This window comes from Xanthobacter sp. ZOL 2024 (assembly GCF_052932325.1).
Map to the genome: position 1 here is coordinate 3,993,468 of NZ_CM128808.1, position 12,679 is coordinate 4,006,146.

12 protein-coding genes and 1 tRNA gene are annotated in these 12,679 nt (G+C 65.9%); 3 read left to right on the forward strand and 10 right to left on the reverse strand.

What is annotated here, in order from left to right:
* Positions 1-5 precede the first annotated feature (5 nt).
* From ACU4E7_RS18295 to ACU4E7_RS18325, 7 genes are all read right to left on the reverse strand, one after another.
* Complete coding sequence (locus ACU4E7_RS18295; protein ID WP_447019730.1) at positions 6-2,252, reverse strand: PepSY domain-containing protein; 2,247 nt, start codon at positions 2,250-2,252, stop codon at positions 6-8.
* A gap of 296 nt (positions 2,253-2,548) precedes the next feature.
* Positions 2,549-3,895, reverse strand: a complete 1,347-nt coding sequence (locus tag ACU4E7_RS18300; protein WP_447019731.1) for a c-type cytochrome — start codon at positions 3,893-3,895, stop codon at positions 2,549-2,551.
* A gap of 19 nt (positions 3,896-3,914) precedes the next feature.
* Positions 3,915-5,687, reverse strand: a complete 1,773-nt coding sequence (locus ACU4E7_RS18305) for a GMC family oxidoreductase (protein ID WP_443266828.1) — start codon at positions 5,685-5,687, stop codon at positions 3,915-3,917.
* A 3-nt stretch (positions 5,688-5,690) separates the two neighbouring features.
* Positions 5,691-6,392, reverse strand: coding sequence for a gluconate 2-dehydrogenase subunit 3 family protein (locus tag ACU4E7_RS18310; protein ID WP_447019732.1), 702 nt, complete (start codon positions 6,390-6,392; stop codon positions 5,691-5,693).
* A 333-nt stretch (positions 6,393-6,725) separates the two neighbouring features.
* Positions 6,726-6,801, reverse strand: a tRNA-Ile gene (locus tag ACU4E7_RS18315).
* Between the two features lie 166 nt (positions 6,802-6,967).
* A complete protein-coding gene (locus ACU4E7_RS18320) occupies positions 6,968-7,972 on the reverse strand; it encodes a polysaccharide deacetylase family protein (protein WP_447019733.1) in 1,005 nt (334 codons plus the stop codon).
* A gap of 114 nt (positions 7,973-8,086) precedes the next feature.
* A complete protein-coding gene (locus ACU4E7_RS18325; RefSeq protein ID WP_238122562.1) occupies positions 8,087-8,509 on the reverse strand; it encodes a VOC family protein in 423 nt (140 codons plus the stop codon).
* Positions 8,510-8,565: 56 nt separating this feature from the next.
* Between ACU4E7_RS18325 and ACU4E7_RS18330 the strand changes: the two genes are divergently transcribed.
* The 3 genes from ACU4E7_RS18330 (at position 8,566) to ACU4E7_RS18340 (ending at position 10,548) form a co-directional block, all read left to right on the forward strand.
* Positions 8,566-9,336, forward strand: coding sequence for an SIR2 family NAD-dependent protein deacylase (locus ACU4E7_RS18330; RefSeq protein ID WP_447019734.1), 771 nt, complete (start codon positions 8,566-8,568; stop codon positions 9,334-9,336).
* Between the two features lie 136 nt (positions 9,337-9,472).
* A complete protein-coding gene (locus ACU4E7_RS18335) occupies positions 9,473-10,030 on the forward strand; it encodes a cold-shock protein (RefSeq protein ID WP_238122560.1) in 558 nt (185 codons plus the stop codon).
* Positions 10,031-10,032: 2 nt separating this feature from the next.
* Positions 10,033-10,548, forward strand: coding sequence for a DUF192 domain-containing protein (locus ACU4E7_RS18340; protein WP_238122559.1), 516 nt, complete (start codon positions 10,033-10,035; stop codon positions 10,546-10,548).
* A gap of 24 nt (positions 10,549-10,572) precedes the next feature.
* Here the strand turns inward: ACU4E7_RS18340 and ACU4E7_RS18345 are convergent, their stop codons facing one another.
* Genes ACU4E7_RS18345 through ACU4E7_RS18355 form a run of 3 tightly spaced genes read right to left on the reverse strand, consistent with a single transcriptional unit; the run spans position 10,573 to position 12,592 of the window.
* Positions 10,573-11,100, reverse strand: a complete 528-nt coding sequence (locus ACU4E7_RS18345; protein WP_238122558.1) for a chromate transporter — start codon at positions 11,098-11,100, stop codon at positions 10,573-10,575.
* Positions 11,097-11,711, reverse strand: coding sequence for a chromate transporter (locus ACU4E7_RS18350; protein ID WP_447019735.1), 615 nt, complete (start codon positions 11,709-11,711; stop codon positions 11,097-11,099). The genes ACU4E7_RS18345 and ACU4E7_RS18350 overlap by 4 nt, the downstream gene beginning before the upstream one ends.
* Positions 11,712-11,755: 44 nt before the next feature.
* Positions 11,756-12,592, reverse strand: a complete 837-nt coding sequence (locus ACU4E7_RS18355) for a hypothetical protein (protein ID WP_238122556.1) — start codon at positions 12,590-12,592, stop codon at positions 11,756-11,758.
* Positions 12,593-12,679: the final 87 nt, after the last annotated feature.

Genomic DNA, 12,679 nt, shown 5'->3' on the forward strand with positions numbered 1-12,679 from the left:
CCCCCTCAGTCGAAGGCGTCGACGCGCAGGCGCCCCGAGGCGCGCCAGCGCGCGATTTCGACCGCAGCGACGTTTATGGGCAGCGCCGTGGCCTGGGCCAGGATCTCCGTCAGGGTCTCTTCAACGGCACGGGCCATGGCGCCCGCGCCGCAGATGTAGACCCGCGCCTGCTTGTTCTGCAGCCAATGGACCACCTCATCCGCCGCCTCCCGCAGGCAATGCTGGACATAGCCGGCCCCCTCGCTGTCACGGGAGAAGACCGTGTCGCAGCGGGTCAAGCTCCCATCCCGCACGGCGGCACCGAACGCCTCTGCCCACAGATGGTCGCCCGCGCGGTGACGATTCCCGAAGATCAGCCACGCCGGGCCCGCCCGCCCACTGGCCGCCCGTTCCGCCACGAAACCGGGGAACGGCGCGATGCCGGTGCCGGTGGCGATCATCAGCAGCGGCTGTGCCTCGTCCTCGGGGGGATTGAACGCGGGGTGACGCTGCAGATCGGCCACAAGCTGCCCGCCTACGGCCAGGCTGCGCACGAGAAATCCCGAAACCTCGCCGAGCTGCGTAGAGCCCATGGCATCCCGCCAACTGTGGAGCCCCACCGTGAGGCGAATGACCCGCGGCTCCAACCGGCTCGAACTGCCGATGGAATAGGCGCGGGCCCGACCGTCCTCCGGCGGGGTCAGGCGCAGCAGGTCACCCGGGCGAAACGCCACGTCGCGATCCGCGGCGAAGGCGAGGCTCCAGGTCTCCCGTGTTTCCCCCGCAGTGGGGTCATCCAGGCGCTGGCGCTCCAACAGCCGAAGGCGGACCGGAACACCGGCCTCAATGCGCGGCTGACCGGCCCAGCGCAGACGGAGGGCGTCGCGCAGGCCGTCGATCCAGTGGGACCACCCGGCCTTCGGATCGCCATCCACCCGCGCCAAGGGCAACGCCTCGCGCGCGCCGGCGGCCACCAGAGCATCGCGCAGGATCACCCCGCCCCGGCAGAAGTGCGCATAATGGCGTTCGCCGAGCGCCAGAACCGCGATCCGGGTGCCGGACAGATTGTCCTTAGCTAAGCACTGAGGTACCCGCCTTGCGCCGTCCGGCACCTCGCCATCGCCGGTGGTGGAGGCGACCAGCAAGATGAGTGGAAAGCCCCGCAACTGGGCGGGGGTGAGCGACCCGAGCGGCGCCAGTGCCACGCTCTCGCCGCCCGCCACCAGGCCATCGCGGGTGGCGGTGGCGAGCCGGGCGGCGGTACCGGTCTGGCTGGCATAAGCCACCAGAATATTGCCCGCGAGCGCCCCGCGTCGCCTCCGCCGAATGGCCCGTGCGAGCCACGACCACAGCCCGGTGACGGTCAGCAGCAGCAAGGCGCCCGAAGCCAGGAGATTGAGGAGGCCGGACCAGGCGCCGCCCCAGGTGCCCTCGTGCAGTTGCTTCACCAGATTGGGTGGACGCGTAAGGGCGCTGACGCCCCGCCCGCTGACCATGTGGACAGAGGGACCGGGCCGCGCCAGTTGCACCATCACCACACCGCCCCGCACGCGCCGTGCGCCACGAAACCCGGTGAGGTCCAGCTTGCCCGCCGCCAGCGCCAGGGCTGCGCTCATGCTCGCCGGCGCGTCAGCGCGGGATGGACGTGGCGCCTGCCCTGGCCCACCGCCCTGCCCCACATGCAGCGTCATCAGGATCGCGGTGGCGGGCGACAGAGCGATGAGCGGGAACAACAGCCAGCCGACCGCCGTATGCCAGCCCAGGAGGGTGTTGCGGAAGCGCAGCCACGCCAGCAGCGGCCCCACCAGCACCACCGCCAGCATCACATAGGTCGCCGCCTCCACCACACCCGCGAGACCCAGCAGCAAGGCCTTGTGCAGTCGTTCGGCCGTGCGAAAGACATCCGGCCAGAGCGAGGCCTCGCCGCGCCGCGCGGCGGAAGCCAGGTCCCAGCGCCCGGTGAGGCCCGCAGCGCGCCCGCGGACATCCACCGCGGTCCCGTCAGCCACCAGGCTCAGGCTGTCCATCGGCCCCAGACGCTCAAGCCCCTCCACCAGCGCCACCAGAGCCGGAACATCCACCCTCACGCTCTCGGCTGGGGTCGCCGACCACTCGGCCACCACCGGCTTCAGCGAGAGCACGGCCCCGGAGAGGATGACCGCCAGAAACACCGGCGTCAGCAGCAGCGCCAGCCAGCGGTGCGCGAAACGGAGCGCCTTGCGCAACCCGCCCATGGAAACGGCCCGGCCACGGGCAACCACGGTCGCGCTCATGGCCGGGTGCCCCCATGGGCGGGCGAGTGGCGAGCCAAGGAATGGCAAAAGCAAGCGCGCACCCGCAAAGGATGCGAGAGAAAACAATAGAACATAACGGGCAAATTCTTGAGCAAGTGGAGAGACTAAAGAGGCCGTCCACTTGTCTGGTTTTGGCCCTTGGCAATGTCAAACAGGATGATTTTTAACCGGTCCAAGTTGCGCCGACGGCAACGCCTTCAGCCGCAGCCTTGGAGGCGATCCGCCCGCTCGGACATGGTGTCCAAGCGGGCGGATCGTGTGGTTGGCGCCGGACGTCAGTGCCGCTGCGCGGCGACGGCCTCCGGTGTAACGGCGGGAGCGCTGTTGCCCCAGGCGGTGCGCAGGAAGGTGGTCAGGGCCGCCACATCCGCATCGGACAGGCGACCGGCGAAGGCCGGCATCCGCAGCTTTTCCGGCCGGGTGATGGTGGACGGCATCTCGGCGCCATTGAGAATGACGTCGATGAGGCCGGTGGTCTGCTTGGCGGTGACGATGCTGTTGCCCACGAGGGAGGGGAACACCCCCTCGGCGCCGCGCCCGTCCACCATGTGGCAGGCGTTGCAATTGTCGAGATAGAGCAACTCGCCGTGGGTGAGATCCCGTGCCGACTTCAGCTTGTCGGTTGTGGGTCCTGTTGCGGCCGCCAACCGATCGCCCAGGCTCTCCTTGAGACTGGCCGGAGACGGCGCCGGCATCGGCTTGTGCGGCACATCGGAGATCGCCCGCAGGAAGGCCACCATGGCGTTCGCGTCGTCGTCGGTCATGTATTGGAGCGAGTCGCCCACCACCAGTGTCATCTCACCTGCGACCGCCGTATGGCTGTTACGCCCGCTGATGAGATACGCCTTGAGGTCCGCATCCGACCACTGCTGCAGGGCCGAATGCGCGGTGCGCAGATCCGGCGCCGACCAGCCGCCGATGGTGCCCCCGGTGAGGAAGGCCGGCGACGTGGGATTGGTGCCATCCTCCGACATGATCAGCGTGCGCGGGCTGTGGCAGGCCGCGCAGTGCCCGGGCCCCTCCACCAGATACGCGCCACGGCTGAGCTGTGCGCTCGCCGCGATCTTCTCCGGCTTGGGCTCGAAACCGGGCTTGCCCAGCACCACCCAATTCCAGAGGCGCATGCCCCAGCGCTGGTTGAACGGGAAAGCCAGCTTGGTTTCCGCCACCCGGTTCGCAACCGGTGGAACCTCGGTCATGAGGTAGCTGTAGATGGCGTGGATGTCCTCTTCCGAGAGCTTGCGATAGTTCTCGTACGGCATGGCCGGATAGAGATGCACGCCGCCGGGCGCCACCCCATCCACCAGGGCGGCGCGGAACTGGTCGAGGGTCCAGTTGCCGATGCCTGTCTGCTTATCGGGCGTGATGTTGGATGCCCAGATCGTCCCCATGGGGCTGTTGATGGCCAGGCCACCGGCGAGCAGCTTGCCGCCGGGCGCCGTGTGACAGGCTGCGCAGTCGGCCATGCGGGCCGCGTACTGGCCCTGCCCCGCTGCCGGCTTCCAATCGGCCGGGAGGGCCTGCACGGGCTTGGTCAGTTGCGGGGGCACGAAGATGATCGCCAGCAACGCGACCACCCCGAGCACCACCAGTCCGACGAGGATGCGAAGAAGTTTGGACATGGTCTTGTTCTCCCACACATCACATCAGCGGCCGGGGCGACTTGAGGTAGTCCTTGCGGAGCGCCTCGGCCGCCCAATAGGCCAGGCCGCCGAGCGGCCCCGTGGGGTTGTACTGCGTGTTCTGGGGGAAGGCGGAGGCGCCCATGACCCACACGTTGTGACAATCCCAGCTCTGCAGATAGCGGTTGATGGCTGAGGTCTTGGGGTCCGTGCCCATCACCGCGCCGCCCACATTGTGGGTCGACTGATAGGGGCGCACATCGAAATGGGACCCGTCCGCCTTGTAGCCGGCGGAGATCTTGTCCGGCTTGAGGCTGCGGGCGATCTCCTCGATCTTGCCTTTCATGAACTGCGTCATGCGGATGTCGTTCGGCTTCCAGTCGAAGGTCATGCGCATGAGCGGCCGGCCGTGGCGATCCTTGTAGGTGGGATCAAGGTCCAGGTAGCAGTCGCGATACGACATGTTGGAGCCGTGCGAGCCGATGGACATGTTGTGCCCATACCAGTCGCCCGCGGCCTGCTTCCATCCGGCGCCCCAGCTCGGCGTGCCCGGAGGCATAGACAGCTGCTGGATGGGCCGCCCGCCGGTGTGGGAGCCGGTGATGTAGCTGCCGCCGATGAAGCCCTCCTTGGCGAAGTCGATCTGGCCGATGGAGAAGTCATCGATGGACATGCCCCCGGAGCCGGTGCCCACAAACGGGTTGAACACCTTGTCCTTGAACCAGAGGCCGGTGCCACCGGTCATCTGATAGGCATAGTTGCGACCAACCACCCCTTCCCCGCTCACCGGGTCATAGGGCTGCCCGATGCCCGACAGCAGCAGGAGATGCACATTGTGCAGCGAGAAGGCGCAGACCAGCACCACATCCGCCGGCTGGAACACCGTGTCACCGGAGTTCTCGTCGAAATAGGTCACGCCGGTCGCGGTTTTCCCGTCCTGCGCCTTCTCGATCTTCAGCACTTCGCAGCGGGTCTTGTAGGCGAAGTTGGGCTTGCGCTTGAGCGCATCGAGAATGCAGACCTGCGGGGATGACTTAGAATAGTTGTTGCACCCGAACCGCTCGCAGAATCCGCAGTAATTGCACGGGCCGAGCTGCATGCCATAGTCGTTCACATAGGCCCGGCTGGCATTGGCGGAGGGGCGCGGGAAGGGATGATAGCCGAGCTTACTGGCGGCATCCGCGAACAGCTCGGAATCCCAGGTATTCTTCAAGGGAGGCAGCGGATAGTCTTCCGAGCGCTCGGCCTCGAAGGGGTTGCCACCCTCCTGGATCTGCCCCTTGATGTTGCCCGCCTTGCCGGAGATGCCGGCCACCCGTTCAAACTTGTTCATGAACGGTTCCATTTCCGCGGCGGTGACGCCCCAGTCCTGGATCTGCATGCCCTCGGGCATGATGTTGGCGCCGAACGCTTCCTCCACATAGGATTTCAGGCGATATTCCACCTCGAGCGGGCGCCAGCTCTGGCCGTTCCAGTGCACGCCGGCTCCGCCCACGCCATCGCCCGGCAGGAAGGCACCGAGGTGCCGGTAGGGTAGCGCCGTTTCCGTGAGATTGCGGCGCACGGTCAAGGTGGACTGCGCCGGCTTCTGCATCAGGCCATAGCGGATGCCGTATTTCAGCTCGTCAAAGGCGTCCGGATATTGAAAGTCCGGCACGGTGTTGCGGTCCGCCCCGCGCTCCAGCGCCAGGATCTCCAGCCCGTCCTGCGCCAGCTCCATGCCGAGGATAGAGCCAGTCCAGCCCAGCCCGATGATGACCACGTCCTTCTTGGGATCGGTTCGCGTCGCCATGGCTCAGGCCCTCTTTCCATCGAGGGCGACCGGGCCCAGCGGGTATTTGACGTTTTCCCGTCCAGCCCACTCGGGGAAGGCCCCGCGGGCGCCGGGAAAGCCGATGTAGACCCAGGCCTGCATCTTGTAATTGCCGCCGTGGCTCGGGTCGGCGAAATAGCCTTCCTTCGTGTTCTGCAACAGCAGGCTGAAGAAGTCGCGCAGCTCGGGCGCCAGCCCGACCTCGCCCTTCTGCAAGGACGTCAGCGCGGCATCCTGCTTCTCCGCCGTCAGCTTGGCGAAGCCGGCGCCATGGTGCTCGGCGCACCAGGCATCGAACAGCGGAATGGCCTTGCGATAGACCTCTGCGGGCGTGAGCGGGCTCTGATAGCCGAGGCGCGGATCCGCCGCCGGCTCGAACGGGCCTTCCATGTACCAGGTCTCGGCCTTGCCGAACGCCCCGGCCAGTTGCCGATCGATGAACACCGGGACGCGGCACTCGATGGCCCCCGGTCCGTTGCCGTCCGAGGGAATCAGGCGCGCGCAGGCTGCCATGACGAACGCCCACTCCGGGGCGGTGAGATATTGCGGCTTGTATTGATCGAGCGGAGGGAGATCCGGGAGGGTTTCCGCTTGGGCGGGAACCGCCAGGGGAAGGAGCGCCGCACTCGCGACCGAGCCCTTGAGAAAGCCGCGCCGCGAGGGGCGGCCTGGCAGATCCGTCATTGCCTGGTCCTTTCACCGGACGAGCCGGGAGTGATCGAACTGGGTTCGGCACCCGCGACGATTCGCGCGCGCCGAGCGACTTGATCTTTACTATTCCTTTGATTCGGCAAGGCAAGTGCCGCACGCTTCACATCTTGCGGCAACTGCTGCGAGTCCGGCCGCCGCGACGGGCCACCGATTACGTTTGAATCAACGTGATTTCGTGGGCTTGCGGTATCATCGGGCGCGGCACCCGCCGGGCATGGCGCCATCGTCCCACGGGGAGAAAGAATCGTGGACGAAACCGATCAGGCATCGCGGAAGTGGAGCAGCATCCGCCCACAACCGGATTTGTGGTGGGCCTGGCAGGACTCGAACCTGCAACCAGACCGTTATGAGCGGTCAGCTCTAACCATTGAGCTACAGGCCCAGATGATCCGCGAATGGGATTCGCAGGTCACAAGGTCTCACAGGATCTAGCAACCCTTGGGGCGCGGAACAACCGTGCCGCCCGCCGCCGGTGCTAGGGGGAGCGGAAACGACAAAGCCGCATCCAGCGGTCGACCGGATGCGGCTTTGTCGTGTTTTGCGGCAGATCAGTACAGATTGCCGTTCTGCGCGCTCTTGCCCGAAGACGGCTGCGACTGACGCGCGGTCTTGTCCGCGGGCTTCTTGTCCGCGGGCTTCTTGGAGGCGGGCTTCGCCGACGTGGGCTTCGGATGCACGGCGGGGGCCAGCGCCACCTTCGGCGCGTGCGGCTTGTCCATGGCGATCAGCTGCGGAATGGTCCCGAACTTATAGCCCTTGGCGATCAGATCATCGAGCACGCGCGCCATGGCGTCGACCGTGCTGGGATAGATGTCATGGGCCAGCACGATGGCGCCCGGCTGCACCTGTTTCATGATCTCGTCGTAGACCACCTGCGAATCCCGCCGCTTCCAGTCCAGCGGATCCACCGACCAGTTGACGATGGTGAGGCCGTACTCTTTCTCCAGATGGTCCCGCAGCGCCGGCTTCATGGAGCCATAGGGCGGACGCAGGAAGTGCGGGCGCTTGCCCGTCACCTGGAACACCACCTCATTGGTGTCAGACACCTGCTTGTCGGCGGCATCGAGCTTGATGCGGGTGAGCTGCGGGTGGCTCCAGGAGTGGTTGCCGATCTCGTGCCCCTCGTCGGCGATGCGCTTCAGCACGTCCGGGTGCTTGGCGGCCATGTTGCCGAGCACGAAGAAGGTCGCCTTGATGCCCCGCTCCTTGAGCAGATCGAGCAGCTTCGGCGTGGTCTGGGCATTGGGCCCATCGTCGAAGGTCAGGGCGATATAGGGCCCGTCCACATTGAAGGAGCGGTAGATGTGCCCGGGCACCGGGCCTGCGCTCGGACCGGACGGCACCGGCACCGAATTGGTGGAAATGGAGCCGGTGACGACGGGATCAACCGCCACGGGTGGCGGGGCGACCGGCGCCACCGCGGCGACGGCGGCCACCTTGGCCGCCTCCACCTTGGCCACGGACGGCTCCTGCAGCACCGAGCTGAGGACAAAGCCCGCGCCCGCGGCAGCGCCGAGCGCCAGGACTCCAGAAACGAGCAGAAGCGGCTTCACGGCGCGGACTTTCCGAGTTGGTTTAGACGTTATATCTCCACTTTCGCGCGCCTTAGTGGATAAATCGTGAAGCAACCAAGGTCACGGTGGGGCCGCCGCTCGTCCGGAAGCGGCTCACCAATGGCCGGTGTTCGGCATCGACGCCCAGGGCTCGGCGGGCGCCTTCGGCTCCCCCTTCTGCAGCAGCTCGATGGAGATGTTGTCGGGCGAGCGAATGAAGGCCATCCATCCGTCGCGCGGTGGCCGGTTGATGGTCACGCCGGCGGCGGCGAGCCGGGCGCAGGTCTCGTAGATATCGTCCACCTCAAAGGCGAGATGGCCGAAATTGCGCCCCTCCCCATAGGCTTCCTTGTCCCAATTGTAGGTCAGCTCCACCTCGGCCACATCGGCCTGGCCGGGCGCGGCCAGATAGACCAGGGTGTATCGGCCTTGCGGCACCTCCTTGCGATGCACCTCCTCAAGCCCCAGCTTGGTGCAATAGAAGTCCAGCGACTGGTCGATGTCGGTCACGCGGACCATGGTGTGCAGGAAGCGCATCACGATGCTCTCGGTTATGGCAGGAAAGGGCGCCGGTTGCCCGGCGCTGTTCAATTATGACTTTTGAAGCCGATCTCAAGTCCGCTCAGGCCCAGCTCGGCACCTGGCTCGACACAGCCCGCCACGCCGTGGCCTTCACCGGAGCGGGGATCTCCACCGAATGCGGCATTCCTGATTTCCGCTCCCCCGGCGGTTTGTGGACCCAGAACAAGCCGATTCCCTTCGATGCCTTCCTGGCCATGAAAGCCGCGCGCAACGAGGCGTGGCGGCGAAAATTCGTGCTGGAGGAGGCCTTTGCCGGAGCCAAGCCCGGCCGCGGCCACCGTGCGCTCGCCCATCTGCTGGCGCAGGGCAAGCTCTCCGGCATCATCACCCAGAACATCGACGGCCTGCATCAGGCCTCCGGGGTGCCGGACGATGCGCTCATTGAGCTGCACGGCAACGGCACCTACGCCACCTGCCTGGAATGCGGCACCCGCTTCGAGCTCGATTGGGTGCGGGCGCGCTTTGAGGCCTCCGGGGGAATCGCACCGGACTGCCCCCATTGCGGAGGACCGGTGAAGGCGGCAACCATTTCCTTCGGCCAGGCGATGCCGGAGGGAGAGATGCGGCGGGCCGACACCCTCACCCGGCAGGCCGATCTCTTTATCGTGATCGGCTCGTCGCTGGTGGTCTTCCCGGCCGCGGGCTTTCCCCTGCAGGCCAAGGACAATGGCGCACGGCTGGTGATCATCAACCGGGAGCCCACGGATTTCGACGAGTTGGCGGATCTGGTGGTACGCGGGGAAATCGGTGAGGTTCTCGCTCCCTTTGCCCTCGATGCGTGAATGCCGCATGCGTGGCCCGTGAGTTACGCATGAGAAGGGTGGGCGAACGGTATTTGAGTTGCTATCCTGCCCACGGAAAATCCACGTGCCGCCGCGCGCGGAGGTCGGGGAGCTCATGGGGTCTGACGCATTGGGAATGGGACCGCGGGCGACCGAGGTCGTCAACGAGGGCTCGGCGGAATCCGTCGGGCTCGAGGAGGTTAGCGGCGCCATCAAGTGGTTCGACGCCTCCAAAGGCTATGGATTCATCGTGCCGGACGATGGCGGTGCCGACGTTTTGGTCCACGTCACGTGTCTGCGGCGGGATGGATTCCATACCGCCATCGAGGGCGCGCGCGTGGTCTGCGAGGCGGTGCGGCGCGCCAAGGGGCGGCAGGCCTTCCGGGTGCTGTCCGTCGATCTCAGCACCGCCGTGCACGCCCCGCCCGAGCCGCCGCGCACGCGGGTGGAAGTGGAAGCCACCGGCAGCTTCGAGCGCGCCACGGTGAAGTGGTTCAATCGCCTGCGCGGGTTCGGCTTCCTGTCGCAGGGCGACGGCACACCCGACATCTTCGTGCACATGGAGACGCTGCGTCGCCATGGCCTCACCGAATTGCGCCCCGGCCAGACCGTCCTGGTGCGCTACGGCGACAGCCCGAAGGGCCTCATGGCCGCCGAGGTCAAGGCCGACACGGGCAACAGCGGGAATCACTGATCATGTCCTTGAAGGGGATGCCGTGCGGACGGCGTTCGGGCGGTCTGCTCGGCGGCGCGGTCGCTGCGGCCCTGTCGGTGGCGACGCCCATGGTCGGCACGCTGCTGCCCGGTGCCGTGGTCAGCGCTCAGGCCATGGAGGTGCAGCCGCTGGAGATCGCCACCGCCAAGGGGGTGATCGTGCTGGAGGTGGAGGTGGCGCAGACCGACGCCGAACGCACCAACGGCCTCATGTATCGCACATCCCTCCCTGAGCAGCACGGCATGCTGTTCGACTTCAAGGAAGACCAGCCCGTCTATATGTGGATGAAGAACACCTACATCCCGCTGGACATGCTGTTCATCCGTTCGAACGGCACCATTGCCCGCATCGCCGCTAACGCGACTCCACACTCCACCGAAACCATCTCTTCGGGCGAGCCGGTGCGAGCGGTGGTGGAGATCGGCGGCGGCGAGGCCGCGCGGCTGGGCATCGCCCCTGGTGATCGCGTCGCCCCTTCCATCTTCAAGGGCAAATAGCCATCAAGGGCAGGTCGCCGGCGGCTAGCTCAAGGTGAAGAAGCCAACGGCGCCGCCCGCCAGGATGAGCAATGCCGGATTGATGCGCGGCCCGAAATAGACGAGGCCGAACACGGCGGCAGCGATCAGGCTGGTTTCGACGCCGACGATAGCGGTGCGGGCTATGGCGATGAGGCCCGCCCCCATCAGCCCCACCACGATGGGGGCCAGAGCCCGCTGCAGCGCCTCCCGCCAGACAGACCCCTCGAATCGGTTCCACAGCCGCGAGGCCCCGATGGCAATGACGGATGCCGGCAGGAAGAAGCCACCAAAGGCGAGCAGGGCCCCGGTGAAACCGGCCACGTGGTAGCCAATGACGATCACCATCAGCATATTCGGACCCGGGGCCACTTGCCCGAGGCTGTAAACGTCCCGGAACTGACTGTCGGTGAGCCAGTGGTGGACCTCCACCGTGAGCATCTTCATTTCCGGCAGCACCGCCGTGCCGCCACCGATGGCCAGCACCGAGAGCAGGCTGAACACGCCAAGAATACTGAGATCCGTATCGTTCATGGCGCGTCCTCCGGCGGCGGGCTTTTGCCGTCATCGGGCAGAGCGAGGCGCGGCCTGTAGATGAACAGGGCCAGCGGCAGCACGATCAGAAGAACGATGACCAGAGAGAGGTGGAAGCCGCTGACCAAAGCGATGGTGAGGACGATGAGCCCAATCTCGCGCAGGTGCTCCAGCTGCTTGTGGCCGATCTGAACGGTCACCGCCAGCAGCAGGCCCACAGAGGCGGCACCGATTCCCGCCAGCACCTTGTGCATATCGGGATTGCCATGGTTCTGGGCGTAGAGCACGGCGAGGCCCAGCACCAGCAGGCCGCCCGGCAGCGTCATACCCAGCAGCCCGGCGGCGGCACCGAGGGGGCCGCGCAGCCGGTCCCCGACGATCACGCTCATATTGGTGGCGTTGAGCCCGGGCAGCGCCTGGGCGATCTCGAGCACGGTGAGGAACTCGTCCTCATCAAGCCAGCGCTTGCTCAGCACCAGGGCATTGCGCAAATAGGCTACCACCCCGCCGCCGAAGCTGGTGGCGCCGATCAGCAGGAAGGTGAAGAAGATTTCACGCAGCGGCACCGGCGGCGCCGGCTCCGTCGCGGGAGGGGAAAGGCTGGGATCCATGACCGCGGGCCTCAGGGGGAGAAGGGAGCGAAGAGAGCGACGGCCTATTCCCCGTTGGCCAGGGCATGAGGACCGACGCCATAGATCATCGCGGTCTTGGTTGTGCCGAGCTGGACCCATTCCGGCGCCTCGTTCTGCAGGGCCCGGAAGAAGTCTTCGGAGAGATGCTCCGCCTTGCGGTGGATATCGTCATAGTGCTGAAACTTCGCCTGAAAGGCGAATTCGCCCACCAGGGAGCTTTCGGAGGCCCGATCCCGCCAGATGGCGATGGTGGCCTTGGCCGCGAAGCCGTGGCCGAAGTCGAAATAACCGGGATCGACCTGGATCTCCTCCACCGCCATGTTGTTGACGAGGTCGATGCGGGCATCCTGGTCGATATCGGCACTTTTCATGGAGGGAAAAACCTCCAGAATGTGGCGCAGCCCCTGGTTCAGCACCACGTTGGGCGAAATGACGATGCAGTTGTGGGAGAACAGGCTGCGCATGCCGCCCAGTTCGTCCTTCAAGGGCAGCAGCTCTTCCTTGAACTTGACCTCGGCGGCGCCGACCATGCGGGGCACCATATCCACCGCCGCCGCCTTGGCGCGGTCGGCGTTGCGGAACTTCACCGCCAGCTCATGCTCGGGGCGCGGCCAGCCATCGTCATAGAAGGTGCGCTTGCGCAGAATAAAAGAGTTCCGATACAGGTCGAAATTCGGCGTATCGTAGAATAATACCTCACGAACCTGCCGGTCGAAGGCGCGCTTGCTGGTGTTTACCACCACGCCCAGCTTGCGGCCGATGGTGTCCACCTGGTCCCAATAATCGGCAAACCGCTTCGGCGCGTAGAACTGCTCGGGCCGCAGAAGAATTTTATATTCTCTGTAGTGAATGTCTTCCATCTTGCTGCCCCAACGTGATCCAGTAAGGAGCCCGATTGGAAGCAAGTCTACGAAAAGCGGAAAAAAAAGCGATCGCGGAGCGAAGCC

Excerpts from the sequence above, each read along its gene's own strand:
- ACU4E7_RS18340 (WP_238122559.1), top strand. The coding sequence starts at position 10,033 with ATGTCCTTGAAGGGGATGCCGTGCGGACGGCGTTCGGGCGGTCTGCTC.
- ACU4E7_RS18355 (WP_238122556.1), bottom strand. The coding sequence starts at position 12,592 with ATGGAAGACATTCACTACAGAGAATATAAAATTCTTCTGCGGCCCGAG.
- ACU4E7_RS18300 (WP_447019731.1), bottom strand. The coding sequence starts at position 3,895 with ATGTCCAAACTTCTTCGCATCCTCGTCGGACTGGTGGTGCTCGGGGTG.
- ACU4E7_RS18310 (WP_447019732.1), bottom strand. The coding sequence starts at position 6,392 with ATGACGGATCTGCCAGGCCGCCCCTCGCGGCGCGGCTTTCTCAAGGGC.
- ACU4E7_RS18335 (WP_238122560.1), top strand. The coding sequence starts at position 9,473 with ATGGGACCGCGGGCGACCGAGGTCGTCAACGAGGGCTCGGCGGAATCC.
- ACU4E7_RS18295 (WP_447019730.1), bottom strand. The coding sequence starts at position 2,252 with ATGAGCGCGACCGTGGTTGCCCGTGGCCGGGCCGTTTCCATGGGCGGG.
- ACU4E7_RS18350 (WP_447019735.1), bottom strand. The coding sequence starts at position 11,711 with ATGGATCCCAGCCTTTCCCCTCCCGCGACGGAGCCGGCGCCGCCGGTG.
- ACU4E7_RS18305 (WP_443266828.1), bottom strand. The coding sequence starts at position 5,687 with ATGGCGACGCGAACCGATCCCAAGAAGGACGTGGTCATCATCGGGCTG.
- ACU4E7_RS18345 (WP_238122558.1), bottom strand. The coding sequence starts at position 11,100 with ATGAACGATACGGATCTCAGTATTCTTGGCGTGTTCAGCCTGCTCTCG.
- ACU4E7_RS18330 (WP_447019734.1), top strand. The coding sequence starts at position 8,566 with ATGACTTTTGAAGCCGATCTCAAGTCCGCTCAGGCCCAGCTCGGCACC.
- ACU4E7_RS18325 (WP_238122562.1), bottom strand. The coding sequence starts at position 8,509 with ATGCGCTTCCTGCACACCATGGTCCGCGTGACCGACATCGACCAGTCG.